The 24,093-nt window shown below is 66.7% G+C and carries 20 protein-coding genes and 3 pseudogenes; 11 read left to right on the top strand and 12 right to left on the bottom strand.

Going from position 1 to position 24,093, the window contains the following annotated elements; translation table 11 throughout:
• Positions 1-7 precede the first annotated feature (7 nt).
• The 3 genes from NG697_RS05340 to NG697_RS05330 all read right to left on the bottom strand — a co-directional run bounded on the left by NG697_RS05340 (position 8) and on the right by NG697_RS05330 (position 5,437).
• The gene (locus NG697_RS05340; RefSeq protein ID WP_252613741.1) at positions 8-1,864 is read right to left on the bottom strand and encodes a gamma-glutamyltransferase family protein; all 1,857 of its coding nucleotides are present in this window, start codon (positions 1,862-1,864) and stop codon (positions 8-10) included.
• A gap of 103 nt (positions 1,865-1,967) precedes the next feature.
• Positions 1,968-3,224, bottom strand: a complete 1,257-nt coding sequence (locus tag NG697_RS05335; RefSeq protein WP_252613740.1) for an MFS transporter — start codon at positions 3,222-3,224, stop codon at positions 1,968-1,970.
• Between the two features lie 38 nt (positions 3,225-3,262).
• Positions 3,263-5,437, bottom strand: coding sequence for an elongation factor G-like protein EF-G2 (locus tag NG697_RS05330; RefSeq protein ID WP_252613739.1), 2,175 nt, complete (start codon positions 5,435-5,437; stop codon positions 3,263-3,265).
• 163 nt (positions 5,438-5,600) lie between these two features.
• Here NG697_RS05330 and NG697_RS05325 point away from each other — a divergent pair, with 163 nt between their 5' ends.
• Together NG697_RS05325 and NG697_RS05320 are read left to right on the top strand one after the other, a co-directional pair.
• Positions 5,601-6,182, top strand: coding sequence for a hypothetical protein (locus NG697_RS05325; RefSeq protein ID WP_252607922.1), 582 nt, complete (start codon positions 5,601-5,603; stop codon positions 6,180-6,182).
• Between the two features lie 189 nt (positions 6,183-6,371).
• On the top strand, positions 6,372-7,880 hold the full coding sequence (locus NG697_RS05320) for an HNH endonuclease signature motif containing protein (protein WP_252613738.1): 1,509 nt from the start codon (positions 6,372-6,374) through the stop codon (positions 7,878-7,880).
• Between the two features lie 22 nt (positions 7,881-7,902).
• On the opposite strand, the gene NG697_RS05315 is transcribed toward NG697_RS05320, so the two are convergent.
• A complete protein-coding gene (locus NG697_RS05315; RefSeq protein ID WP_252607920.1) occupies positions 7,903-8,835 on the bottom strand; it encodes a 5'-3' exonuclease in 933 nt (310 codons plus the stop codon).
• Between the two features lie 352 nt (positions 8,836-9,187).
• On the opposite strand from NG697_RS05315, the gene NG697_RS05310 reads away from it, so the two are divergent.
• Complete coding sequence (locus NG697_RS05310; RefSeq protein WP_252613737.1) at positions 9,188-10,003, top strand: alpha/beta fold hydrolase; 816 nt, start codon at positions 9,188-9,190, stop codon at positions 10,001-10,003.
• A 63-nt stretch (positions 10,004-10,066) separates the two neighbouring features.
• Positions 10,067-10,651, top strand: coding sequence for a histidine phosphatase family protein (locus NG697_RS05305; RefSeq protein ID WP_252607918.1), 585 nt, complete (start codon positions 10,067-10,069; stop codon positions 10,649-10,651).
• A gap of 5 nt (positions 10,652-10,656) precedes the next feature.
• Here the strand turns inward: NG697_RS05305 and NG697_RS05300 are convergent, their stop codons facing one another.
• The gene (locus NG697_RS05300) at positions 10,657-10,905 is read right to left on the bottom strand and encodes a hypothetical protein (protein ID WP_252613736.1); all 249 of its coding nucleotides are present in this window, start codon (positions 10,903-10,905) and stop codon (positions 10,657-10,659) included.
• Here NG697_RS05300 and NG697_RS05295 point away from each other — a divergent pair.
• From NG697_RS05295 to NG697_RS05265, 7 genes and pseudogenes are all read left to right on the top strand, one after another.
• Positions 10,883-11,422 carry a dihydrofolate reductase family protein gene (locus NG697_RS05295; RefSeq protein WP_252613735.1) on the top strand — a complete coding sequence of 180 codons (540 nt, stop codon included), beginning with the start codon at positions 10,883-10,885 and terminating at the stop codon, positions 11,420-11,422. The genes NG697_RS05300 and NG697_RS05295 overlap by 23 nt on opposite strands.
• A 289-nt stretch (positions 11,423-11,711) precedes the next feature.
• Positions 11,712-12,903, top strand: a pseudogene (gene rsgA / locus NG697_RS05290) (ribosome small subunit-dependent GTPase A).
• 231 nt (positions 12,904-13,134) lie between these two features.
• Positions 13,135-13,935: pseudogene (locus NG697_RS21540) on the top strand (SWIM zinc finger family protein); the annotation flags it as partial.
• A 434-nt stretch (positions 13,936-14,369) separates the two neighbouring features.
• The gene (locus tag NG697_RS05280; protein WP_252598933.1) at positions 14,370-14,573 is read left to right on the top strand and encodes a hypothetical protein; all 204 of its coding nucleotides are present in this window, start codon (positions 14,370-14,372) and stop codon (positions 14,571-14,573) included.
• Positions 14,570-14,851 (top strand): RidA family protein, encoded by a 282-nt coding sequence (locus tag NG697_RS21175; protein ID WP_252598727.1) that lies wholly within the window; start codon positions 14,570-14,572, stop codon positions 14,849-14,851. The genes NG697_RS05280 and NG697_RS21175 overlap by 4 nt, the downstream gene beginning before the upstream one ends.
• Positions 14,852-14,867: 16 nt before the next feature.
• Positions 14,868-14,936 (top strand): annotated as a pseudogene (locus NG697_RS21170) (hypothetical protein); the annotation flags it as partial.
• Between the two features lie 12 nt (positions 14,937-14,948).
• Complete coding sequence (locus NG697_RS05265; protein WP_252613785.1) at positions 14,949-15,116, top strand: RraA family protein; 168 nt, start codon at positions 14,949-14,951, stop codon at positions 15,114-15,116.
• Between the two features lie 153 nt (positions 15,117-15,269).
• Here NG697_RS05265 and NG697_RS05260 read toward each other — a convergent pair whose 3' ends face one another.
• From NG697_RS05260 to NG697_RS05230, 7 genes are all read right to left on the bottom strand, one after another.
• Positions 15,270-16,172 carry an aldose 1-epimerase family protein gene (locus NG697_RS05260; protein WP_252613734.1) on the bottom strand — a complete coding sequence of 301 codons (903 nt, stop codon included), beginning with the start codon at positions 16,170-16,172 and terminating at the stop codon, positions 15,270-15,272.
• Positions 16,169-17,689, bottom strand: a complete 1,521-nt coding sequence (gene araA, locus NG697_RS05255; protein ID WP_252613733.1) for an L-arabinose isomerase — start codon at positions 17,687-17,689, stop codon at positions 16,169-16,171. The genes NG697_RS05260 and araA overlap by 4 nt, the downstream gene beginning before the upstream one ends.
• A gap of 45 nt (positions 17,690-17,734) precedes the next feature.
• A complete protein-coding gene (locus NG697_RS05250) occupies positions 17,735-18,439 on the bottom strand; it encodes an L-ribulose-5-phosphate 4-epimerase (RefSeq protein ID WP_252598723.1) in 705 nt (234 codons plus the stop codon).
• Positions 18,436-20,160: a ribulokinase gene (gene araB, locus NG697_RS05245; protein ID WP_252613732.1), complete on the bottom strand. Its 1,725-nt coding sequence runs from the start codon at positions 20,158-20,160 to the stop codon at positions 18,436-18,438. Before araB ends, NG697_RS05250 begins: the two co-directional genes overlap by 4 nt.
• A 105-nt stretch (positions 20,161-20,265) precedes the next feature.
• The gene (locus tag NG697_RS05240) at positions 20,266-21,279 is read right to left on the bottom strand and encodes a LacI family DNA-binding transcriptional regulator (RefSeq protein ID WP_252613731.1); all 1,014 of its coding nucleotides are present in this window, start codon (positions 21,277-21,279) and stop codon (positions 20,266-20,268) included.
• 132 nt (positions 21,280-21,411) lie between these two features.
• Positions 21,412-22,632, bottom strand: coding sequence for an ROK family transcriptional regulator (locus NG697_RS05235; protein WP_252613730.1), 1,221 nt, complete (start codon positions 22,630-22,632; stop codon positions 21,412-21,414).
• A gap of 11 nt (positions 22,633-22,643) precedes the next feature.
• Positions 22,644-23,918, bottom strand: coding sequence for an FAD-binding protein (locus NG697_RS05230; RefSeq protein WP_252613729.1), 1,275 nt, complete (start codon positions 23,916-23,918; stop codon positions 22,644-22,646).
• Positions 23,919-24,093: the final 175 nt, after the last annotated feature.

Here is a 24,093-nt window from a genome sequence, read left to right as displayed (position 1 = left end):
CCCCGTCTCACCGCGACGGTTTGACAACCATCGCGGAACCGCCACCGCGCCGCAGGGGCTCGGCAACCGCGGTCATGCTCTTGCCGGGCCCAAACTCGATGGCTGTCGCGGCGCCGATCTCTGCAGCCGACGTGAAGGCGTCACCTGCGGGTACCAGTTTGTGTTTGTATGGTGCCAAGGCGTCTCCGTACTGCTTGATGAACTCCGGCTCGGCCGTGACATTGGCTGTGTTGCGCTGGGACGCACGCGGGGCCGCGAGCGAGTCCAAAATGCTCATACCCAAGTCCACCCTGTTGAGGATGGTCTGCAGCACCGTGGTGATAATGGTCGATCCGCCGGGCGAACCGAGCGCCAGGAACGGCTTCTCGTCCTTAAGGATGATGGTGGGCGACATCGAGGACCGTGGGCGCTTGCCCGGCTCGATCCGGTTCGGGTCCTCCGGATTGGTCGACGTATAGGAGAAGTCGGTGAGCTCGTTGTTGAGCAGGAACCCACGGCCGGGCACCACAATGCCGGACCCGCCGGTCTGCTCGATGGTGAGAGTGTATTCCACCACGTTCCCCCACTTGTCAGCCACAGTCAGGTTGGTCGTGGAGATGTTTTCGGTGTCCTTCTCGTCCGCGGCTGCCGCAGGCGTAACCGGGCACACGCCGTCGAACCCGGAAGCATCACCGGCGGCGACGGGCTTCGGTGTCGCCGCACGCTTCGGGTCGATTGCGCACGCCCGTTCCTTGCCAAACAGCGGGTTGGTCAGCGCTTCGGTGGGGACGTCAACGAACGCCGGGTCACCCAGGTACTTGGCGCGGTCCGCGAAGGCCAACGCGGTCGCCTCAAGGTAGTGATGCAGTGCACCGCCGGCGGGCATCTCACCGAGGTTGAACGGTTCCAGGATGTTCAGCGTTTCGCCCACTGTGGTGCCGCCGCTGCTGGAGGGTGCCATGCCGTACACGTCATAACCGCGGTACTCCACATGTGTGGGTTCCTGGTCCAGCGTCCGGTATGCGGCGAGATCCGCCGTCGTCAGGTAGCCCGGAAGGGCTGGAATGCTGGTGGGCGGGACAGTCACAGGAGGCACCCAGGCGGGGTCTTTCGGCGGGTCCTTGACAGTTGCCGCGATCTCCCGCGCGAGCTGTCCGCCGTAGAAGGCATCCGTTCCTTCCTTCGCGAGGAGCCGGTACGTGTTGGCGAGGTCCTTGCTGTGGAAAACACTGCCGACGGCGGGAGCGTCACCGCCGGGCAGGAAGAGACTCGCCGTGGCGGGGAAGGCCGAGAACCGGACTTTGTTGTCGAGTGTCTGCTGGCGGAAGGTCTCGTCCACCACGAAGCCGCGGTTGGCCACCTTGATGGCAGGTTCGAGGGCCTCGTCAAGGTCCAGCGTCCCCCAACGCTCCAGCGCCCGTTCCCACGTCGCCGGCGTTCCGGGGACGCCCACGGAGACGCCGCTCGAGACGAGCTCTGCGAACGTGTATACGACGCCGGTGGCCGGATTCACGAACGCAGTGGTCGGCATCGTTGCCGGAGCCGTTTCCCGGCCATCGATGGTTCCCACTTTGCCTGTCTTCGCGTCGTAGAACACGAAGTATCCGCCTCCGCCGACGCCGGCGCTGTACGGCTCGGTCACACCCAGGGTCGCGGCCGCGGCCACGGCGGCATCCGCCGCATTGCCGCCGTCGCGCAGGACCTCGATAGCCGCAGCGGACGCCTCCAGGTCAACGGTGCTCACCGCCCCGCCGTACCCGGTCGCCATCGCCTCCTTCTTGATTTCCCGGGGGTCTGCGAACGCGGGACTGGTCACCGCCCCACCCGTCACGCTCAAGGCCAGAGCAGCCGTTACAGCAGCTAATTGACGTCGCACACTAGGCATGATCTCTCCCAAGTCGGGGTGTTGCGCAGGGTGGGTTTGCGCCACGATACTCCGCCCTGTTGGGACTCTCAAGGCTCAACTTTTTTGTGCCGAGGCCATGGCTTCAGGCCGGTGTGCCGGCTTCGGTGGTTGCTGTGTCGGCCGGCGAGCGCCGCCGCCGGCTCGCCAGCAGGAACGGCACGGCGAACAGCTCGATCACACCGCTGATGGCCAGCGACAACGGATAGCCGTATACGTCCGCGGCCCGGCCCATCAGCGGCTGCACAACAATTCCACCGCTGGATCCCATGAGTGAATCGAAGCTGAGCACCGTTGCCCGCTGCTTTGAAGCAATCATGTCGTTCAAATAGGCCTGCCGCACCGGAGTGCCCGCCGCTGAGATCAGGGCCCACAGCACCAGCAGCAGCAACGCCACCCAAAACACACGCGTAATGCCGAGGGCCACTAGGATCAAGGCGCCCATGCTGCTGCTCGCTAGCAGGACCGTGGTGCGTTTGCGGACCAGGCGCCGGACCATGGGCGCCAGCCAGCCGCCCACCACCTGGGCCCCGGCCACAATGCCCGCCGCGAGGCCGGCGACGGAGTAGGCGCGCGGGTCACCGAAGAGCTCCAGCAGGTAGGGCTGCAGAGCATAGAAAACATAGATCCCGACGCCGGCGCTGAAAGGCGCTGCGAGCATGATGTACCGTACGGGCGGGTTTTTCAGGCCGTTGTCGATGGAGGCGGACAGCACGTCCCGGCTCGCCTTGAGCGGATGGGGAGAACGTTCCGGAGTGAAGCCCACATCGCGCATCAGCCAAAAGGCCGCCCCGAACATCGCCAGGAGCACTCCAACGCGCAACAGGAACGGCACGCCGAGGTCGGTGGCCTGGGCAATCACGCCGCCGGCCGTCGAACCGACGAGCATCGCGATGCCGGAGACCATCAATGCCCGCCCGAACACTGCCTCCAACTCACCGTCGTAGCCGGAGAAACGCAACGCATCCACCAGCCAAGCCTCCACGGCCCCGGAGAAGAACGTGAAGCCCAGGCCCAGCAGGACCGACACCACTGCCCAGGCCCAGAAGGGAGCGGACAACTGCCAGAGCAGGTAGTACAGGTAGGTGGAGGCAGCCAGGGTCACAGTTCCGAGAAGGAATGAGACCCGGCGTCCCCAACCGTCCGCGATGACCCCGGTAGGCACTTCGAACAGGACCATGCCGGCCGTGAAAAAGGCATTGGCCGCGAATGCTTCCAGGTTGCTCAGCCCGGCATCCAACAGAAAGAGCGTATTGATGCCCCAGATGAAGGAGGCCGCAAGGGTGTTGCCCAGCGTCAGGGTGAGGTAGATGCGCTGGATCTTCCGCGCGGCGGCGTTCATGACGATCCGTTCATGACGTGGCGTTCATGACGTGGCGTTCATAATCGTGGCGTTGATGAGCCGCTGGGCACCGGGTCATGCCGGAGGTACCGGCGCCGGAACCGGCCGGTCCCGGCAGTCAGCGCCCGCAGCTCCACAGCGTACTTCAGCAGTTCCTGGTCCGGGACTTCCGCGCTGATTTCGGTCAGCTCACTACCGGAGGTGGCCGTGCCGGTGAGCCGTCCGCGGCGTGCTGAGAGGTCACTCATCACGGCCCCCACGTGCGCCTCGGACACGGTGATGCTGACCGCGGAAACCGGCTCGAGCAGCTGGATGCGACCGGCCGCGGCAGCCTCCCGGAGCGCCAGGGCCCCCGCCGCCTGGAAGGCGGCGTCGGAAGAGTCAACGCTGTGGGCCTTGCCGCCCACCAGCGTGACGCGGAGGTCCACCACGGGGAACCCGGCAGCCAGCCCTTTCTGCATCTGCGCACGCACCCCTTTCTCCACGGAGGAGATGAACGTTCCTGGGATCACCCCGCCCACCGTTTTGTCGACGAATTCGAACCCGCCGCCACGGTCCAGCGGCTCCACGTCGATGTCGCAGACGGCATACTGCCCGTGGCCGCCGGACTGTTTGACGTGCCGGCCGTGGCCCGTTGCCGGGGCGGCGAACGTTTCCCGCAGTGGCGTCACTACGTCAACGGTGTGCAGCTTCACGCCCTGGTCGCGCAGCCTGTCCAGCACCACGTCGGCATGGGCCTCCCCCATGCACCAGAGGATCAGCTGGTGTGTTTCCGAGTTCCGCTCAACACGCAGCGTGGGATCGCCGGCGGCCACCTTCGCCAGGCTCCGCGCCAGCGCGTCTTCGTCACTGCGCGAGTCCGCCTCGACGGCCACCGGCATCAGCGGCTCCGGCATCTCCCAGGTAGCCAGCAGGAGCGGCTGGTCCTTCGCCGAAATGGTGTCCCCGGTTTCGGCGCTTCCCAGTTTCGCCACCGCACAGATGTCACCGGCCACGCAGTGCGCCACCGGACGCAGGTTGGGGCCCAGCGGAGAATACAGGTGGGTGACGCGCTCGTCGGTGTCATGGTCCTGATGGCCGCGGTCCGCGAGCCCGTGCCCGCCGACGTGCACTGGAGTGTCAGCACGCAAAGTACCTGAAAATACACGCGTCAGGCAGACCCTCCCCAGGAACGGATCAATGGTGGTGCGGACCACCTCAGCGGCCAGCGGCCCGTCCGGGTCACAGGCCAAGGCCGCCGCTGGAGCCCCCGCCAGGTCAGTCACCTCCGGGAGGCCGCCCTCCACCGGCGACGGGAAGCCCCGGGTCAGGACTTCCAGCAGTTCCGCCGTGCCGAGTCCGGTGACAGCCGAGGCCGGCACCACCGGGAAAAAGGAACCGCGGGCGACGGCGGTTTCCAGGTCCGCGGTGAGGACATCGGTATCGATGTCCTCACCACCCAGATAGCGGTCCATCAGGGTCTCGTCCTCGCTCTCGGCGATGATCCCTTCGATGAGCCGGCCCCGGGCGGCTTCCGACGCCGCGCGCTCGCCGGCGTCAACGTCCCGGGAACCTGCCGCCGCCTCCCCGGCGGAGTCGTCAGAGACTGTGCCCGTCAGCAGTCCCAGCAGCCCGCTGGTTTCGCCGCCGGACCTGACCGGGACGTACAACGGCAGCACCGCGTCGCCGAACGCCTGCTGGCAGGCGGCCAGGACGCCGTCGTAATCTGCCCGAGGGTGGTCCAGGCGTGTGATGACCACAGCCCGCGGCATCCCGAGGCTTTCGCATTCGCCCCAGAGCGCCGTAGTGGTGGCGTCGATGCCGTCAACGGCGGAGACAACAAAGAGGGCGGCGTCCGCAGCCCGGAGCCCCGCCCGAAGTTCGCCGATAAAGTCCGGATATCCCGGAGTATCCAGGAGGTTCACCTTGGTCCCGTCGACGAGCAGCGGAACCAGGGACAGCGTGACCGACCGTTGCTGCCGCACTGCCGAAGGGTCAGAATCGCTGACGGTGGTGCCCTCCGCGATGGAGCCTTTGCGTGAAATCATGCCGTGGACGGCCAGCATTGCTTCGATCAGCAGGGTCTTCCCGGCTCCCGAATGCCCCACGAGCGCCACGTTGCGCACCTGTTCCGGATCTGTTGCCGCGATGCCGTGCGGAGCATCAGCCCGGCGCACCTCCGGCCCTCCCCGCCCCGGTGTCCGTGCTGCGTCCTTTGCGGCTTTCACTGACATGGGAACCTCCTGGCGTCTTTGCCATGCACCGGGCCGAATCATGTTTCTCTGATTCGACACCCTGGCGGGCGCAAGGGCAAGAGCACGCGCCGGGACGGGGTGGCCGCAGCGGAGGATAATGGCAGCCAGAGCCCAAGAGTCCGTGCCACTGTGAGGGGGTCCCATGCAGCCGGTTCCGCGCATCACAGTGGAGGTTCCCGTCCTCACGGTTGGTGCGGGCCCGTCCGACTACGAGGCGCTGGCCAGCTATGTCAATGCCCTGCGCAGGCCGCAGGGGCTGCACCTGACGCTGCTGCATATCGGCATCCTGGCGGATTTTGCGCAGGACGTCGCGGACTGGACCAAGGGGATCACCTCGGCCGGTGAAGCCGCCCGGCGCACGACGGGCTGGTTGCAGGGCCTGCCCGTTCTGGACGGGTTTGCGGGCACCTCGGAACAAGTGATCGTGCTGGGTGGCGGCGGCATTTCCGGGCTCGAAGTGGATGTGCCCGATCGCGTGCACGACTACCAGGTGTTTCTGGTGCAGGGCCTGCATGATCTCCTGGACCGGCTCCTCGTGGACAATATGGACGACTTCATCCTCAGCTCCCCGGCGCTGGGCTACCGGTACCCGCACTGGGTGCCCCATGTCGCCGTCGGCCGTCCCCTGTCGCGGGATCACCGGCCGCGGACGATTGCCCCGCTGACCGTCGTCTTTGGCCCGTCGCGGATCAGGAACGGCCGGTTCCTCTCTGCGGCTGACTGAGCTGCCAACGCGTCAGAGCGCGGCACCGTTCCAGGCCCGCACGCTGCGCGAACGGACCCTTGCGGCCACTCCCCCACACCCCTGCGCGAACGGACACTTGAGGCCCCACGCGAAAAACTTTCCCAAAGTATTTCTCGTTACTGGCTAGAGGGGACCTTAAATGTCAGTGGCTCGCAAGATGATGTGAGTATGAAAAGGACAACAGCGGTGGAGGCTTTGGAGGCCATCAAGGCTTCTGTCGCTGCGCTTGCTGAGGTGATCCCTGGCGCAGGCTTCACCGGTCCAGGGGATCCGGATCCGCTGCGGCAGCAGTCTGACGGCTGGCTGGACACGCTCGCGGTGGCCGCACGACTGCAAGCTGCGACGGCTGCCCTGGTGGTCCACGCCGCCGCCGGATTCACAGACACCACACGGGCGATGGCCTCCCCGAACGCGCTGCCGCAGGGCCGCATCGCTCAGGAGATGGCAGTAGTCGCTGAGGTGGCGTGCGTCCTGACGGTCAGCGAACGGACGGCCGGTGCGCTTCTGTCCGAGGCCCACGAACTGACAACCACCCTCCCGCTGACGTTGGCCGCCCTGCAGGACGGGAACATTTCGTGGCAGCACGCCCGGGCCATGGTCGACGAAACCGCCAGCCTGAACCCGGCTGGCGCCGCCGCCCTGGAAGCCCACTTCCTGGACCCGGACGCACCCAACCCGGCACAATGCTGTCCCGCGGGGGAACTCGTTCCGTCCAGGTTCCGGCACAAAGCCCGGACCTGGCGCGAACGCCACCATCCGGACAGCATCGAAAAACGCCACACCAAAAGCGCCCTGGATCGCTGGCTGGAGTTCGCCCCGGACCGGGACGGCATGGCCTGGCTGAGCGCGTACCTCCCCGCGGACCAGGCGGCCGGGATCTGGGACCGCACCACCACGGCGGCCCGCGCCCTCCAAGGACCCCATGAGGACCGGAACCTGAGCCAAATCCGCGCCGACGTGGCCGCCGGGTGGCTCCTTGGCGGCACTGCGGAGCACGTGCCGTCACCGTCGGCGCAGGTTCTGGTGACTGTGCCGGTGTTCGCCCTGATGGGCCTCACCGACGAGCCCGCCATGCTCGACGGATATGGGCCCATCCCGACGTCGATGGCCAGCCGGCTCATGGCCGAAAGTTCCACATCGTTCCACCGGGTCCTTACAGACCCCCGCGACGGGGCACCGCTGGAGATCGGGCGTACCAGCTACCGCATCCCCGTCAGCATGCGGCAATGGCTCCGCCTGCGGGACGGCAAATGCCCGTTCCCCGGCTGCACCAACCAGTCTCTGGACAATGAGGCCGACCACCTCCTCGCCTGGGCCGACGGCGGCACCACCGGCCTCAGCAACCTCGGCCAGCCATGCCACAAACACCACAGTCTGAAACACACAACCGCCTGGACACCCACCGGGGCGAGCGCCGGCAAGCCACCCGGCTGGATCTCACCGACAGGCCGTCAGTACGCCAGCGAACAACAGGACTGGGAACCACCCTACTGGCCACCCCACATCATGAGCAGACTTGGACATCAGGAACTTGGTCCTGACGTGCCCGAAGACATCCTGCCCGCCGAACCGCCTGCTTCAGATCTGCGCCCTGTCGATCCCGTGCCGGAGTGGAGCTGGCAACAGGCACCGCTCGACGAGCCATGGCCGGAGTGGAGAATCCCGCAAACGGTCTAGCTGGGCCTTGCAGCAATCACCGCTACTGCCGGTCAAGCGCGTCGAGCAGCCGTTTGACCGAGCCTCCAAGGTTCCATTCGACGGCGAGACGCTCCAGCTCGGCGCGCGATTCCCCGCCGACGGGGTGCAGCTGTGCTCCGGCTTCCTCGAGGGTGGGAAGCGGGAGGTCGCGCACGATTTTCACAACCGTTGGCGCGACCGTGAGGTAGTCGGCGGCCGCGGCCAGCTTTGACCGAACCGAGGCGGATAGTCCGCCACCGTCAGCGGCTGCAGCGAGCAGGTTCTCCAGTGTGCCGTACTCGCCAAGGAGCGAAGCAGCGGTCTTCTCGCCGATGCCGGCCACGCCTGGCAGCCCGTCGGAGGCGTCGCCGCGCAGGGTGGCGTAATCGGCATACTGTTGGGGCAGCACGCGGTACTTCCCGACGACGACGGCGTCGGTCACGACTTCGAGGTTCCTCATGCCCCGCGCGGTGTAGATCACCCGCACCTGACGGTCATCGTTGACTGTTTGGAAAAGGTCACGATCTCCGGTGACCACATCGACGGGAAGGTCTGCATGGCTGGCATAAGTACCGACGACGTCGTCGGCCTCGTGTTCCGCGGCCCCCACGATGGCGATGCCGGCGAGTTCGAGCACGCGGCGGATCATCGGAAGCTGCGCCTCGAGCGCGTCCGGGACGACCTCGACGTCGGGGGCATCCGACACAAGTTCGGCAACCCGGTGCGACTTGTAGGTCGGGATGAGGTCCACGCGCCACTGCGGACGCCAGTCGTCGTCCCAGCAGGCAATCAGATGCGTTGCCCCGTAATCCGTGGTGAGGCGGGCGATCATGTCCAGGAGACCGCGAACCGCGTTGACCGGCGTTCCGTCAGCACGGCGGATCGTGTCCGGCAAGCCATAAAAGGCGCGAAAGTACAGTGACGCAGTATCAAGCAGCATCAGGCGGTGTGGCATACCTGATCCTGACACGGAAGCAGCTGCCGGGCTACGAGCATTTACCAGCGACAGAACGCTCCCTTGGGGTTAGGATGCCTCTATCGGTTCAAGCAGCGGGCCAACCTTCTGTGTCTGTGAGGTTCCCCTTGGCCGAAGATGCACCCGTAGAGACCGCGCCCCGCGTGCCCTTGAAGCAGGCTTCGGACCCGCACGCCCCGCCACCTCATCACGACGACGAACGGAACGGCCCCGCCGCAGCGGCTGAGCGGAACGCTGCTCCCAACCCCTATGGATTCGACCGAGAACACTGGCCGGGCCCCTGAGCCCGGGTGGTGTCCTGCGGTGAGCGCGCGAACTCCAGGCTGACGACATGCCCCACCTCAGCGTCAACGGTGTTGATCTCTACTACGAAGAGAGCGGCCACGGGACGCCAATACTAGGCGTGCACGGAACACCCAGTTCGGCTGTGATGTGGGCGGACGCCGCAACCGAACTCGCCCGGCATGGCCGCTGCATCATCTACGACCGCAGGGGTTTCCACCGCAGTGCCCCGCCGCGGCCGTTCGCGACCTTGGACCTGGTGGATCATGTCGACGACGCAGCGGCAGTCCTGGCGGCGCTCCATGCCGGGCCGGCAATCGTGATCGGCCGCAGCACAGGCGGCCTGATCGCCGTCGAACTTGCCCGCCGTTTCCCGGACAAAGTCAAAGCGCTGGTCCTATTGGAACCGGCGTTGTTCACCATCGCTCCGGATGCCGACGCCTGGGCCCGCGGCCTGCGCCGCTGTGTGCTTGAGCGCACGGACGGTCAGCCCGGGCTTGCCGCCGAGATTGTGATCCGGGAAGCCCTGGGGGACGCGACGTGGGAGTCGTTTCCCCCCGGGCTCAAACAGATGTTTGCCGGCACGAGCCACGCTGTCCTGGCCGAAATCAACGGCCACGGCCTAGATCTCAGCGACGATGCATTGGAACTGAACGAGGAGCAACTCGCCGGGATCCGCCGGCCCGCCCTGATCGTCTCCGCCGAGGACTCCCCCGAGGCCTGCCGGTCCGTGAACGCAAGGTTGTCGGGTGCGTTGCCCTTTACCCATACGGTTCTGGTCCCGGGCGGGCATCTTATTGATCCCGCCCATCCGGCTGTCCTGGACTTCATCGACCGCAACGCCGGACCGGACCCTTGGGCCTAGAAAGGTTGCCCTAATCTTCGCGGCCGCCCGGACCGAGCCCGCCGTCAGGGCAGAATAGACAGCATGACCCTTACGACCTTCGCCCTGATCCGCCATGGCCAGACAGACTGGAATGCGCAGCGTCGGCTCCAGGGAGCCACCGACATTCCGCTGAACGACGTCGGCCGCGGCCAGGCGCGCGACGCCGTCGACGTCCTGTCAGACTACGAGTGGGATGCGATCGTGTCCTCGCCGCTTAGCCGTGCCGCGGAAACCGCCAGCGTGATTGCGGACGGGCTGGGGCTGAGCGTTACGCGGCACATTCCGGCGCTCGCCGAACGCAGCTTCGGACCGGCAGAGGGGTTGCAGGCCGGCCCCGAGCTGGAGGCCCTGCGCATACCCGGTGGCTACCGCGGCGCCGAAAGCGAGGAAGACGCGGCTGCGCGCGGGTTGGGTGCACTGGAAGCACTAGCCGAAGAATTCCCCGCCCGCCGCGTCCTTGTGGTCGCACACGGCACACTCCTCCGGGTGAGCCTTAACCGCGCCATCGGCCGCACATTGCACAGGATCGACAACGCGGTGCTGAACCTTGCCCTCTACCATGCCACCGAGGGCTGGCACCTCGAATACTTCAACGGCGAGCGCGTAGTGGCTGCAGCCCGGGGCTGATAAACCTAGGCGTCCGCCGTAACCTCGAACGTTTGGATGGTCCTGCGCTCCAGCCGCGAAATGATCTGTGCAGCCCCGATCCGCTCGATGTGTTCATATTCGCGGTGGGCGGCAAAACCCGCGGCATCGGAATCCACTAATAGGCCGCCACCGGAGGTGCGCCAGCCGGCGTTTTCGGCTAGCGAAGTGGTGGTCTTGACCGTGACATCGGCGCTGGATAGCGTCGCGACTATGGGCACTATGTTTGGCGGCATGGCGGTCAGCCTCGACGGCTGCATCCGTTCAGAGAGCGGGGACCTGTCATGGCTGAACGATGCCATGGCCAAGAACGAGGACTACGGATGCGAGGCAACTGAGCGCAGAACCGGAGCCTATGTCGTGGGTGCCAATACATACCGGGAAATGGCGGCAATGGGCGGCCGGGGCTCCGCGGTTCCAACGTATGTCCTCTCCCACGATGAAACTCTGGCCACGGGACGGAACACGCACCTGCACTCCGGAGATTTGCGCGATCTTGTCGCCCGGATAAAGCCCGCCATCCCTGAGGAGAAGGACATTTGCGTGTTCGGCGGCGGTCAGCTCATCACTGAATTCATCGAGTTGGGCCTGCTGGACGAACTGGGCGTCGCCGTCGTGCCGGTCATCCTCGGCGGCGGAGTGCCCTTCTTCGGCAGGATCAGCGAATGGAAAAAGCTTGCGCTCCGGAAGTGCCGCTCCTTTCCGTCCGGCATCGTGCTGCTGAACTATCAACTGACCGGCCCCACCGGCTGACGGGAACCGGCGCGGCCGGACGAAGCGGAAGCTTCCCTATTCAACTCAACCCCGGGCAGCTAAACTCAGAGCCGAGAGTCCGTGACAGCATCCGGACATCTGGAGAGAAACGGAGGTGGTTTTGATGACTGCTACGGCCCCGCGCCCAGAGCGCCCCACACGCATCAATCCAATCACCACCGTCTCCAGCATCGGCCCGGCTTAAGCGCGCAACACACCAACGGACAGGCCTAATGGCTGCAGGGCTGCGCTGATTCCGGAGTCTGGAGACCTCTCCCGAGGACTCACCTTGAACAATTCCTCAGGCACCAGCCTGGACAGCTACTCCCCTTCAACCTCCGACTCGATCCCCGGCCCCGAAGGGCCCACAACGTACGGCTACTCCCCGGCCGTCGCCGGTTATTTTGACGCCCACCAACCCCAACACCGGACCCGCCACCCAGCGAACCAACACAGCGAGCGCGGACGGGTGGTGCGCCTGGACCGCAACCTCGTGCTCACAGCCGTTGGCGGCGAACTTCTCCACCTGCCGTACCCGCTCGACGCCGGCGTTCCGGTCACCGGCGACTGGGTCTGGATCGGGCCCAACCGCGCGGGCGGCCGCCAGATCACCGGGATCCTCCCGCGCCGGTCTGAGCTCAGCCGGAAGCGCGCCTTTGAAGATTCCTCGGAGGCGCAGGTGCTGGCAGCGAACATGGATGTGGTGGGTGTGGTGGTCCCGGTGGACCGGCCGCTCACGCACAACCGCCTCGAACGCACGCTCGTTGCAGCCTGGGATTCCGGCGCGGTTCCGCTGGTGATCATCACCAAAGCCGACCTTGCGGACATAGCGGACGACGGTCGTCGGGAAGGTCATCCTGCAGGCGGCGGGCGTGGACGTGGTCACCACGTCAGCCGAGAACGGCGACGGGATCGATGCGCTGCTGGAGCACTTGCCGCCGCACGGCACGCTGGTCCTCCTCGGCCCGTCGGGCGCCGGCAAGTCCACGCTCATCAACGCGCTGGACGGACGCGCGGTCCAGCACACTCGCGAGGTCCGCTCCGGCGACTTCAAAGGCAAGCACACCACCACGTCGCGCGAACTCGTGCCGCTGCCTAACGGAGCCGTCCTCATGGACACTCCGGGCGTCCGGGGATTCGGCCTGTTCGACGCCGATGAAGGCCTAGGCGAGATGTTCGGGGACGTAGAGGAACTCGCCGGCCTGTGCCGGTTCTCCAACTGCGCCCACCAGCAGGAGCCCGGCTGCGCCGTGCAGGCGGCTTTGGCGGACGGGACACTCGATGAGCGCCGCTGGCTGAGCTACGGCAAACTCCAGCGCGAACTCGCCGCCCTGGCCCGGCGCACAGATGCCGCCGCCCGCCGGGCCTACCAGCGCGAGTGGCACCAGAGGGTGGTGGTGGCAGGGAAATCGCAGCGTTCCGCAGAGCGTGACAGTTCCGAGCGGCGGGAGGACCAACGGTCCAAACGCAAGCGGCGCTGAGCCGACGGTTTAGGGCCACAGATCCTGGTAATTGCCATAGAGAGGGGGCCTGGCCTTCGGCTCGTCGGACAATTGTGATCTTCCTCGTGTCCCGCGGCGGTGCCTGGTTTGTCGTCCACTTTTTCGCTCCAAGGTGAAGGCAGGATTTCGTTTTCTGGGCCACTTAGTGCGCTCCGAACGCTGGTGATTTTGATCCGGCCGCCTGAACCATTGGGCCCACCCTAAACGGCAATGGGTGCACCAGCATGCCGGTTTGGGTCAAGATTCCGGCAATCTTGCTTCGGATCCGGCCGGAACGCGGGTTGCCGCCCCCCGCACCGCCGCCACGCCGCGCCGCCTCGCTTACGCTTCCTGTGGCATCGGGCACAATGTGCTTCATGGGGCGTTGGAGCGAGGAGCGGGTTATCAACGCCGCTCCCGACGCATCCTCCCTGGCAGCCGCCCGTAAGCTGGCACGTCAGGGTCCATGGTCCGATACAGGCAGCAACGATGTCCTGGTCTGGGGCAAGTGCCAAGGCAGCGGCAAGATTCCCCCCCCAGGTGCGCGTGGATACTGCCGCGCCTGCCTACAGATGTTCCTGCCCCAGCCGGAAGTTTCCCTGCAAGCACGCGCTGGCGCTGCTGCTTCTGTGGTCTCGCGGCGAAGCGGCCGACGCCGGGGCGAAGACCGCTGATTTCGCCCAGGAATGGGCGGCCCAGCGGGCGGAACGGGCCACCGTAAGGGAGCGGCGCCAGCCTGACCAGCCGGTGCATCCGGCGGCCCAGGCCAAGCGGCTGGCCGACCGAATAGCTCTGATGGATGCCGGGATGGACGACTTTGCCCGGTGGCTGACTGATCTGGTGCGGACAAGCTTGGCAACTGCCCGCACCCAGCCGTATGCCTGGTGGGACGGAGTGGCAGCACGGCTCGTCGACGCCCAGCTCCCGGGTTTGGCTGAACAGGTACGGACAATGGGATCGGATGTGCACGCACGGACCGATTGGGCAGATCACCTGCTGCTGCGGGCGGGCCGCTGGTGGGCAGTGACCAAGGCTTGGAGCAAGCGGGACACCTTGAGCGGCAAAGAGCTTGCGGATCTCCGGGTGGCCGTCGGCTGGGCCACGCCTGCCGCCGACGTTCAGGGCACCGAGGCACTGCATGGGCCGTGGCTGGTGCTCGGCGCCCACCGCAGCGACGACGGGCGGCTCCAGCAGCAGCGGACCTGGCTCCGCGCACCCGACGGAACGGTCGTCGTCGTCCTCGATTTTGCTGCCCAGAGCGAGGCGCTGGCGACGCCGCAGCTCGCGGGCGCGGTGCTGGATGTCACCGTGGCGCGGTACCCCGGATCCGGGCCACAGCGGGCCATGCTCAGCAGTCCTGCCAAGCCGCAGGGAATGGCAACCAGCCTTGGAGAGGGCGGCAGCATTCTGCAAGCGCTCGAAGCTGAATCGGCTGCCGTGGCACTCTCCCCGTGTCGGTGGCGTACATGCTCTCAGGACTCCTGGGCAGCGCCGCGACACCGTTCATCGCCACCTGGCTCCTGGGCGTCACGCACCAGAGCTCGTCCATCGCCTGGTACATCATGGGAGCCTCCCTGGTGTCGCTCGGGGCGCTCGTGATTCTGACGGAGACCCGCTACGGCAACATCGACGCCGTCGACGAGTCCCCCGTCGAGGCGGCGGCGAAGTGACGGCAGCCTCCCCCGCGGGGACCATTCGGCGGATCGCTGAGATCCCCGGCGGGGCGGCCGCCGTCGGCCCCTTCTCCCAGGCAGTGGTGGCCAACGGGTTCGTATTCACGGCCGGCCAAATCCCCGCCATCACGGAACTGGACCACCAGCCCGAAACGTTCGAGGAACAGGTCCGCCAGACAATCCGAAACCTCACCACGGTGCTGGAGGCCGCTGGATCCGGGCCGGCCCAGGTAGTCAAGGTGAACACCTACCTCACCGACCCGGGGCAGCTGTAGGAGTACAGCCGCGTCTATGCGGAGTTCTTCGGCGACGCCAAGCCGGCACGCACGTCGGTCTGCGGTCAACGTTCCCGTGACATGCGGGGGCGTTGACGTGGCCCCCGGCGACTGGGTGCTGGGCGACGATAACGGCGAGATTGTGTTGTCCCCGCGGGAGACGGCAGCTGTCCTGGAGCAGGCGCTCGCCTCCGATGCGGCCGAGCCGGAGCTGCTGGCACGGATCGCGGCCGGAGAACCGCTCGAGACGCTGCTGGCGCACTGACCTGCGCGTGCACTGGCTTGATTGTGCACTGACTTGATTGTTCACTGACCGGCTTGTCCACTGAAGCGGCCGGCCCCGGCAGACTGCCGGGGCCGGCCGTTTCTGTGCGTGTCAGCGCCGCCATCAGGTGGCATCAGGTGGCATCAGGCGGCATCAGGCGGCGAAGATGCTCCAGCCGGCCTGGTGGCTGCTGCCCGGCTCCAGCTGCACCAGGTCCTGGCCGCTGTTGAAGGCGTCCGGCGGACAGGTCATCGGCTCAACCGCCAGGCCCAGTCTGTTGGCTGCGGGGGCGGGTTTGTCTGCGGTATGGATCTGCAGCCAGGGACAGGCCCGGCCCCAGGCCATGCCCACTCCGGTTCCGCCGGGGTCCCTGGCAATCAGCTGCGTGCGGCCGCCGTCGTCGAACTCAAGGTCCGTGAAGGCGTGGTCGATCTGCGTGGCGCCGATTGCCCGTGGCACACGGAAGTCGAACTGATGGCCCGCCACCGTCCGCGTGCTAACCGGCAGCAGCCGGTCCGGCGTGACCTCGAGGAAGGACGCCGCGGGGATCCGGACGGTCCACTCATCCAACGGTGCGGGTCCGGCCAGCAGGTAGGGGTGCGGGCAAACCCCGTAAGGGGCCGTCTCGTCCCCGACGTTGCTTGCCGTGACCGTGGTGTGCAGCCCGGCGTCGTCCAGCTTGTAGTCCACGTGGAGCCGAAGGTGGAACGGATACCCTGGGGCCCCGGGGATCTCACAGGACAGGCTCACCGCGTCGGCACCGCTGCGTTCAACGGTCCACAAACGGTCGAATGAGAGCCCGTGCAGTGCCGTGCTCCGCTCCTGTTCGTTGATGGGGAGTTGGTTTTCGACGCCGGCAAACCGGTAGGTGCCATCGGCGATCCGGTTGGGCCACGGCGCAGCGATGATCCCCCGGTAGTCCGGGATGGGCGCATCTGCGTCGAACGGCACCACCAGGTCCCGGCCCTGGAAGGCCAGCCGCCTGAGGGCACCGCCGCGCTGCACAATGGAGGCGGTGTAGTCCCGCGAGACGAGCTGAAGTTCGACGCCGTTCACAGGCCGCCGGCCAGCTTGTAGTAGGCGGCGTTCCAGTTGAGTTCCTTCTTGAACTGCTTGATGGTGGTGCCTTCATCGATGGTGAGGAGTTCGGTCTTGGCAATTTCGGCGAAGTCCTCGAACACGTCCAGCCCCACCTGCGTGGACAGTACCGTATGGTGCGCGGCGCCTGCGGTGAGCCACGCGGCGGCCGACGTGGCGAAGTCGGGTTTCGGCGACCAGAGAGCCCGGGCCACCGGCAGGTTGGGCAGCGGCTCGTCCAGGTCCACGACGTCGACGGCGTTCGCCACGAGCCGGAATCGGTCGCGCATGTCCGAGAGCGCCACCACGACACCGGGGCCGGCGTCGGTGTCGAACACCATCCGGACCGGGTCTTCCTTGCCGCCGATACCGAGCGGGTGGATCTCGACGCGCGGTTTTGTGGCCGTCAGCGACGGGCAGACCTCGAGCATGTGCGCGCCCAGGATCTTCTCGGCGCCGGGCTCGAGGTGGTACGTGTAGTCCTCCATCAGGGAGGCGCCGCCGGGCAGGCCCGCGCCCATTACCTTGGCGGCGCGGACCAGAATGGCCGTCTTCCAGTCGCCTTCGGCGCCGAAGCCGTAGCCGTCGGCCATGAGCCGCTGGACGGCCATGCCGGGCAGCTGGCGAAGTTCGCCCAGGTCTTCGAAGGAGGTGGTGAACGCGGCGGAGCCGTTGGCCTCAAGGAAGCTGCGCAGCCCCAGTTCGATCCGGGCGCTGTATCGCAGCGACTCGTGCCGCGCTCCCCCGGCGCGGAGTTCCGGGACCACCTCGTAGAGGCTCTCGTATTCCGCAACCAGGACGTCGACGTCGGACTCTGCGGCGCCGTGCACGGCGTCGGCGAGCTCGTTGACGGACCACGTGTTCACGGAGACGCCGAAGCGCAGCTCCGCTTCGATCTTGTCGCCTTCGGTGACGGCGACGTTGCGCATGTTGTCACCGAAGCGGGTCAGCTTGAGGGTCCGGACCGCGGCCCAGCCGGCCGACGCCCGCTGCCACACGCCCACCTGGCGCGAGACTTCCGGGTTGGACACGTGGCCCACCACGGTCTTGCGGGGAATGCCGAGGCGGGACTGGATGTAGCCGAATTCGCGGTCGCCGTGGGCGGCCTGGTTCAGGTTCATGAAGTCGAAGTCGATGTCCGCCCAGGGCAGCTCAACATTTGCCTGGGTGTGCAGGTGCAGGAGCGGCTTGCGCAGCAGGTCCAGGCCCTGGATCCACATCTTGGCCGGGGAGAACGTGTGCATCCACGCCGTCACACCGATCACTGAATCGTCCGAGTTCGCTTCCAGCGCGGTGCGGCGGATGGCGTCCGAATCAGTGAGGACCGGCTTCCAGACCACCTTGACGGGAACGTCGGAGGAGGCGTTCAGCGCTGCGGCAATCTCCTGCGACTGGGCGGCGACCTGCTTGAGGACATCGTCGCCGTAGAGGTGCTGGCTGCCGGTGAGGAACCAGACCTCGTAGTGGCCGAGGGACGTGCTGTTGGCGTTGTTCATGGTTTTCTCCTGTGAAAGTCCGGTGAAGTGCGGGGTCCGGGCCAGCTAGCGGCCGTAGACGTTCTGGTAGCGCGCGTAGAGGGATTCGATCTTGGCCTGGTCGATCGGCAGCGGCTCGCCGAGCTGCCGGGAAATGTGCACTGTCCGCGCCACTTCCTCGCACATCACCGCAGCCTTCACCGCGTCCCTGGCATCCTTGCCGATGGTGAACGGGCCGTGGTTCTGCATCAGCACCGCGGGCGAGTTGGAGTCCTTCAGAGTCTCCACGATGCCCTGTCCGATCGAGTCGTCACCGATCAGTGCGAACGGTCCGACCGGAATGGTGCCGCCGAACTCGTCGCCCATCATGGTCAGCACGCACGGGATCGCTTCGCCCCGCGCTGCCCAGGCCGTGGCGTAGGTGGAGTGCGTGTGCACCACGCCGCCGACGTCGGGCATTTGCCGGTAGACATAGGCGTGCGCGGCCGTGTCCGACGACGGCGACAGCCCCGGGTTGCCCCACTCACCGGCGGCGTCACCCGCCACGGGTACCCCATACAGGTCGGTGACCACCATCTGCTCGGGTGTGAGGTCATCGTAGGAAACGCCCGACGGCTTAATGACCATCAGGTCATGGCCTGGAACGCGCGCGGAGACATTGCCTGCCGTCCATACCACCAGCCCATAGCGGGTGAGCTCGGCATGCAGGGCGCAGACGTCGGCACGGATCCGGGCGATCGTTTCCAGGGTGTCTGAAAGCGCGGCGCTCATGCGGAGGCTCCAGCCGCAACGAGTGCTTTGGTGGCGTTGCGCTGGATGGCCTTGAGCCGGTGCATCACGTCATTGGCTCCCCGGCCGAAGTAGTCGTACAGTGTCCGGTATTCCTGGAACAGTTCCTCATAGGCCGCCACGTTCTCCGGGATCGGTGTGTAGACGTCGCCGGGTTCCGAGCCCATGGTGGCCGCGGCTTCGCGGATATTGGCGTACTTCCCGGCCGCAACGGCGGCATGGATGGCCGATCCCAGCGCCGGACCCTGGGTTGAGCCAATGGTCGAAAGCTGCAGGCCGGTGATGTCGGCGTAGATCTGCATGAGCAGCTTGTTCTTCAGCAGGCCGCCGGCCACGATGAACTCCTTGACGGGCACACCGGAGTCGCGGAAGGCATCCACGATGGTGCGGGTGCCGAAGGCCGTGGCCTCCAGCAGCGCGCGGTAGGTGTCCTCGGGCTTGGTGGCGAGGGTCTGGCCCACCACCACGCCGGAGAGCTCGTGGTCCACCAGCACCGAACGGTTCCCCGAGTGCCAGTCCAGGGCGATGAGACCGTGCTCTCCGACGGCCTGGTGTGCGGCGAGTTCGGTGAGGTATTCGTGGATGCCCAGGCCTGCCGCGGCCGCCGCCTGGTGGTATTCCGGCGGGACACCGTTCTTGGTGAACCAGCCGAAGATGTCGCCTACGCCGGATTGTCCGGCTTCGTAGCCCCACAGGCCGTCCACGATCCCGCCGTCCACTACGCCGCACATGCCCGGCACTTCGCGAAGATCTGAACCGTTCATAACGTGGCAGGTGGACGTGCCCATGATGGCCACCAGCTGCCCCGGCTCCACTGCCTTTGCGGCGGGGGCTGTGGCGTGGGCGTCCACGTTGCCGACGGCCACGGCGATGCCTTCCGGCAGTCCGGTCCAGGCGGCGGCCTCGGTGGTCAAGTAGCCCGCGGCGTCGCCGAGCCGGCCGATGGTGTGCTCAAGTTTGGTGCTGACGAAGTCCTTGAATTCCGGGTTCAGCGCGGCGAGGAAGTCCTCGGAGGGATACCCGCCGTCCTGGTAGATGCCCTTGTAGCCGGCGGTGCAGGCGTTACGAACGTATTGGCCGCAAAGCTGCCAGACGATCCAGTCGGCCGCCTCCACCCAGTGGTCCATGGCGGCGTAGGCTTCCGGGTCCTCCTCCAGCAGCTGCAGGCCCTTGGCGAATTCCCACTCGGAGGAAATCAGTCCCCCGTAGCGCGGCAGCCAGGCTTCGCCGCGCTCGGCGGCCAGGGCGTTGATCCGGTCCGCCTGCGGCTGCGCGGCGTGGTGCCGCCACAGCTTCACGTAGGCGTGCGGGCGGCTGGCAAAGCCGGGCAGTTCGTTAAGCGGGGTGCCGTCGGCCTTGACCGGCACCATGGTGCAGGCCGTGAAGTCAGTGGCAATTCCGACGACGGCTGCCGGGTTGATCCCGGCGTCTACGATCGCTGCGGGGACGGCGTGGCGGAGGACGTCGCGGTAGTCATTGGGCACCTGAAGTGCCCATTCCGTGGGAAGCCGGGCGGCGCCGTCGCCCGCAACGCCCGTTACATCCGCCGGCAGGGAATCCGTGACCACGGCGTGCGGATAGCCGAAGACACCGCTGCCCAGTTCCTTGCCGTCACGGACCCGGACCACAACGGCCCGTCCCGAGAGCGTTCCGTAGTCCACGCCGATGACGTAGTTGTCTGTGCCGTCCACTGTGACGTCCATGAAGTCCTCCAAATAGCTGGTCCGGTGAGCGCGGATTGATTCAATTGTGAGCGCTAACAATTGGCACGTCAAGTGTGGACCGCGACTGGGACGCTCAGGAAGGAATCAGGCGGGAGCGGACGTGCTGCTGCGGACAACCAGCTCCGGCTCCACCATGATGGTGCCTGCGCCCGCGCCGCCCTCAAGGGCGTTCAGCATAACGCCCAGGCAGCTCCTGCCAAGTTCCTCGAAGTCCTGGCGCACGGTGGTCAGCGGCGGCGTGAAGTAGCCCGACTCAGGCTGGTCATCGAAGCCCACCACGGAGACGTCGTCGGGCACGCGGACCCCCGCTTCGCTGAAGGCGCGCAGCAGGCCCAGGGCCATCTGGTCGTTGCCCACAAACAGGGCCGTTGCCGTGCGCTCAGCGGCAAGCTGCCGGCCGATCCGGTACCCGCTGCCGGCGCTCCAGTCCCCTTCGATCAACAGGTCATCAGCCAGGCCGGCCTCGCGGAGCCGCTCACCCCACCCCTCGGCACGTGACCTGCCGTCAACCCAGTCCTGGGGCCCGGAAACATGCCCGATCCGCCGGTGCCCCAGGTCGATCAAGTGCGAGACCGCCAGGCGCGCCCCGAGCTTCTGGTCCACCAACGCTCCGCTGAAGAGGCCCCCACCGGCGGCACCCACAAGGATCACGGGAACGTCCAGGGTGAGGCCCTCCAGCGCCTGAACGGTACCGTCGTGGGGCACAATGACGATGATCCCGTCCGCGCCCTGGTCCGTGAGATGGCGGACGGCGTCCGAGATGGCATCTGCTCCGGCCTCCTTGATGGCCTCGATGCTCACAAAGTAACCGGCCTCCCGGGCAGCCTGCTGGACTCCGAGAAGGGTGTTGGCCGGGCCGTACTGCCCCATTTCGGCCGCGAGCACACCTATGGTTTGCGAACGCCGGGTGACCAGGCTCCTGGCGGCGGTGTTGCGCCGGTAGCCGAGTTCCGCAATCGCCGCTTCCACTTTCTCCCTGGTGGCGCTGCTGACATTGGGGTGGTTGTTGATGACCCGCGAGACCGTCTGGTGGGACACTTTTGCCCGCGCTGCCACGTCCTCCAGGCGTGGCTGGCGTCGGTCAATCGTGTTGCCCATGCGAGGGACCCTTCGGTGGAAGACAAGGTGGTGTCCAACATTCTATGGCCGCGATCCCTGCTGGATGCAGCGTGCGCCGTGAGCACTGCCCCGGGCACGCCCGCCCACGGGGAGGTGCCGTCCTCAGGCCGCTCAGCGCACCTTCGCAGGAGGTGCGGGCAGGGCAGTGATGCCTGCCGGGTCCGCGAGTAATCGGGTAAACGCCAGTTCGGCAGCCCCGATCATCATAAGATCGGAGCCCAGCGCGGCACGGTAGATCCTGGCCCGGCCCGCCGCCTCGTCCAGGGCCTGGGTCCGGATCAGGCCGTCCAGCGTGTCAGGCGAGAGTGCGTGCAGAATGCCCAGGAACCCATCGAGGACGATCGCGTCCGGGTTGAACGTGTTGACCGCGTTGCGCAGGGTGATGCCCAGATAGCCCAGTTGGCGGGCCACTTCCGCGGCCAGCTCCGCACTGGCTTTCGAGCGGAGGGCCGCTTCGAGCTGGCTGGCGTCGCCGCCGCCGAGCCCTGCCAGGTCGAAGAGCCGGGACTGGGACACCTCGGTTTCGAGGCAGCCGGAGGCGCCGCAGTGGCAGATCTGGCCGGCGGTGCGCACGAAGGTGTGTCCCAGCTCGCCCGCATATCCGGCGGACCCGCGCAGCAACGCTCCATCGGCAATGACGCCGCCGCCGATGCCGCTGGCGCCGCCGTTGAGGTAGACCAGGTTGCCGCGGCCGGCGCCGGCCCCGAAAATGAGCTCGGCTTCCGCACCCAGGGAGGCATCGTTGTCCGCCAGGCACGGGTAGCCGGTGGCCTCGCCCAACATCCGGGCCACGGGTTCGTCGCGCCAACCCAAATGGGGGGCGTGGCGGACCACCCCGTCGGCACGGTTGACCAGGCCGGGCACTGCCAATCCGATGCCAACGATCCGGTAGGACGCATCGAGCTCCGACCGCATCCCTGCAATGACTGCGGCAGCTATGTTGAATGCTTCCTTGGCGGTGGGGATCCGCTCCGTGGCGAAGCGGATCTTCTTCTGGACTTTTCCGCCCAGGCTCACCAGTCCGATGGTGACGGCGTCCACTTCCGGGTTCACGGCCAATGCCGCCGTGGACGGATCAGGCCTTACGTCCGGGCTCGGACGGCCAACCTGGGCTTCGCCGGACGGCGCCGCTTCATAGACGAGTCCGAGGGCCACCAGCTGGCCCACCAGCGTCCCCACCGTGGACCTGTTCAGCCCCGTCCGTCTGGTCAGCTCCGCTCGGCTGAGGACACCATGGTGGTGCACCAGGGTTGCGATCAGGGCAAGGTTGTTCCGCCGCGACGGATCGGGATCGCTGGCCGTTGCGGGGAGGCGGGTTGCTGAGGACATCATCCGTGACAATATCAGGAGCCGAAGACCGCGTAGTCCAGGAACCGGTTGCGGAACTTTCCGGCCCGATCCAGCCGGCCGGCCAGGGCCCTGAAGTCATCGAAGCGTGGGTACAGGGGCCCGACGGCGGCAGTACCGCCGTCGAACAGCTTGCCCCAGTGAGGCCGTGCGGCAAAGGGCGCCAGCTCCGCCTCAAGCAGTGGCAGTACCGCCTCCACCGCTGGCTGGTCCTGCCGCCAGGTGAAGTGCAGGCCGATGCCGTCGCGACCATAATTTGGGCTCAGCCAGAGCCGGTCGGCAGCAATCGTGCGGATCTCGGAGACCAGGAGCAAGGGAGTCAGGACCCCGGAGAGTTTGCGCAGCGTGCGAATGGCATCCACAGCGTGTTCCCGGGGCACCAGGTACTCGGACTGGAGTTCGTCGCCCTTGCTGGGCGTGAACTCCATCCTGAAGTGGGCAAGCCGGTCCGACCACGGCCCCGGCACGCCGAGTTGTTCCGTGCAGTTACTTCCGGAGACGCCCGGGAGCGGATGCCGGGCCGACAGGGCCGGGGTGCCGCCGAAGAAGTCCCGCCTGCCGGCCACCACTCCCGGATCCGACACCCGGCCCTTCAGCCATGCTTGCCCAACGGTACTGCCGCTCCAGTCAGTGAAGAGGCTGACGCTGTACGCGGAGGAGGTGACGTCGTCGAAATTCTCCAGAACCCGCTCCCAATCCAGGTCCTCAAAAACGTGCTGGGCAACATGGAAGGCCGGCTCTATGTCCAGGGTCACGCTGCTGACGATTCCCAGGGCGCCCAGTCCCACCACCATGCCGTCAAAGTCCATGGTCTCGCCGCGGCGGGCGGTGAGGATGCCGCCGTCTGCGGTCACGAGTTCCAAACCGGCGACGGCGGTGGCCAGATTCCCGTTGCCGTCTCCGGAGCCGTGCGTGGCCGTGGCCACCGCACCGGCCACCGAAATATGGGGCAGCGAGGCCAGGTTGTGCAGGGCGAAACCTTGCCGCTGCAGCTCCGCGGCGAGCGTCCCGTACCGCGTGCCTCCGCTCACCGTGACGTTCAGGTTCTCAGCATCGACAGTGATGGCCGGATCCAGCAGGTTCAGGGCCGCCAGCGTGCCTGAAGTGTCGGCGATGTCGTTGAATGAATGGCGGGATCCCAGGGCGCGGATGGTCCGGGCTCCGGCCACCAGTTCCTGCAGCTCCGCCACGGTGCGCGGGTGCGCGATCCGTTCCGCCCGGTAGCCGAAGTTTCCGGCCCAGTTCCGTTGCTGCACACGTTGTTCAGTCACGCTCTGCGTCCTCCACGGAGTCTGGTTTTCAGGTTTGGTGTTCTTCACAACATAACCGCTTCGGGTGCGGAAAACCAGAGATTTCGAGGGAGTTGGCATTCAGAACCCAGCCTAGCTCGGAGTGCCTAGTAGTTGACTCACGGAAATTCCTAATATGTTTGTGCGCAGAACAAAA

Source organism: Pseudarthrobacter raffinosi (assembly GCF_023913835.1).
Taxonomy (GTDB): Bacteria; Actinomycetota; Actinomycetes; order Actinomycetales; family Micrococcaceae; genus Arthrobacter; species Arthrobacter raffinosi.
Note: the sequence above shows the minus strand (reverse complement) of the source record. Positions and strands in the feature narration are given on the sequence as shown.

Bases quoted from the DNA above. Each gene is read 5' to 3' on its own strand.
- NG697_RS05335 (WP_252613740.1), bottom strand. From the start codon at position 3,224: ATGAACGCCGCCGCGCGGAAGATCCAGCGCATCTACCTCACCCTGACG.
- NG697_RS05280 (WP_252598933.1), top strand. From the start codon at position 14,370: ATGCTCTCAGGACTCCTGGGCAGCGCCGCGACACCGTTCATCGCCACC.
- araB (WP_252613732.1), bottom strand. From the start codon at position 20,160: ATGGACGTCACAGTGGACGGCACAGACAACTACGTCATCGGCGTGGAC.
- NG697_RS05250 (WP_252598723.1), bottom strand. From the start codon at position 18,439: ATGAGCGCCGCGCTTTCAGACACCCTGGAAACGATCGCCCGGATCCGT.
- NG697_RS05330 (WP_252613739.1), bottom strand. From the start codon at position 5,437: ATGTCAGTGAAAGCCGCAAAGGACGCAGCACGGACACCGGGGCGGGGA.
- NG697_RS05320 (WP_252613738.1), top strand. From the start codon at position 6,372: ATGAAAAGGACAACAGCGGTGGAGGCTTTGGAGGCCATCAAGGCTTCT.
- NG697_RS05240 (WP_252613731.1), bottom strand. From the start codon at position 21,279: ATGGGCAACACGATTGACCGACGCCAGCCACGCCTGGAGGACGTGGCA.
- NG697_RS05300 (WP_252613736.1), bottom strand. From the start codon at position 10,905: ATGCCGCCAAACATAGTGCCCATAGTCGCGACGCTATCCAGCGCCGAT.
- NG697_RS05235 (WP_252613730.1), bottom strand. From the start codon at position 22,632: ATGATGTCCTCAGCAACCCGCCTCCCCGCAACGGCCAGCGATCCCGAT.
- NG697_RS05340 (WP_252613741.1), bottom strand. From the start codon at position 1,864: ATGCCTAGTGTGCGACGTCAATTAGCTGCTGTAACGGCTGCTCTGGCC.
- NG697_RS05315 (WP_252607920.1), bottom strand. From the start codon at position 8,835: ATGCCACACCGCCTGATGCTGCTTGATACTGCGTCACTGTACTTTCGC.
- NG697_RS05295 (WP_252613735.1), top strand. From the start codon at position 10,883: ATGGGCACTATGTTTGGCGGCATGGCGGTCAGCCTCGACGGCTGCATC.
- NG697_RS05310 (WP_252613737.1), top strand. From the start codon at position 9,188: ATGCCCCACCTCAGCGTCAACGGTGTTGATCTCTACTACGAAGAGAGC.
- NG697_RS05325 (WP_252607922.1), top strand. From the start codon at position 5,601: ATGCAGCCGGTTCCGCGCATCACAGTGGAGGTTCCCGTCCTCACGGTT.
- NG697_RS05305 (WP_252607918.1), top strand. From the start codon at position 10,067: ATGACCCTTACGACCTTCGCCCTGATCCGCCATGGCCAGACAGACTGG.
- araA (WP_252613733.1), bottom strand. From the start codon at position 17,689: ATGAACAACGCCAACAGCACGTCCCTCGGCCACTACGAGGTCTGGTTC.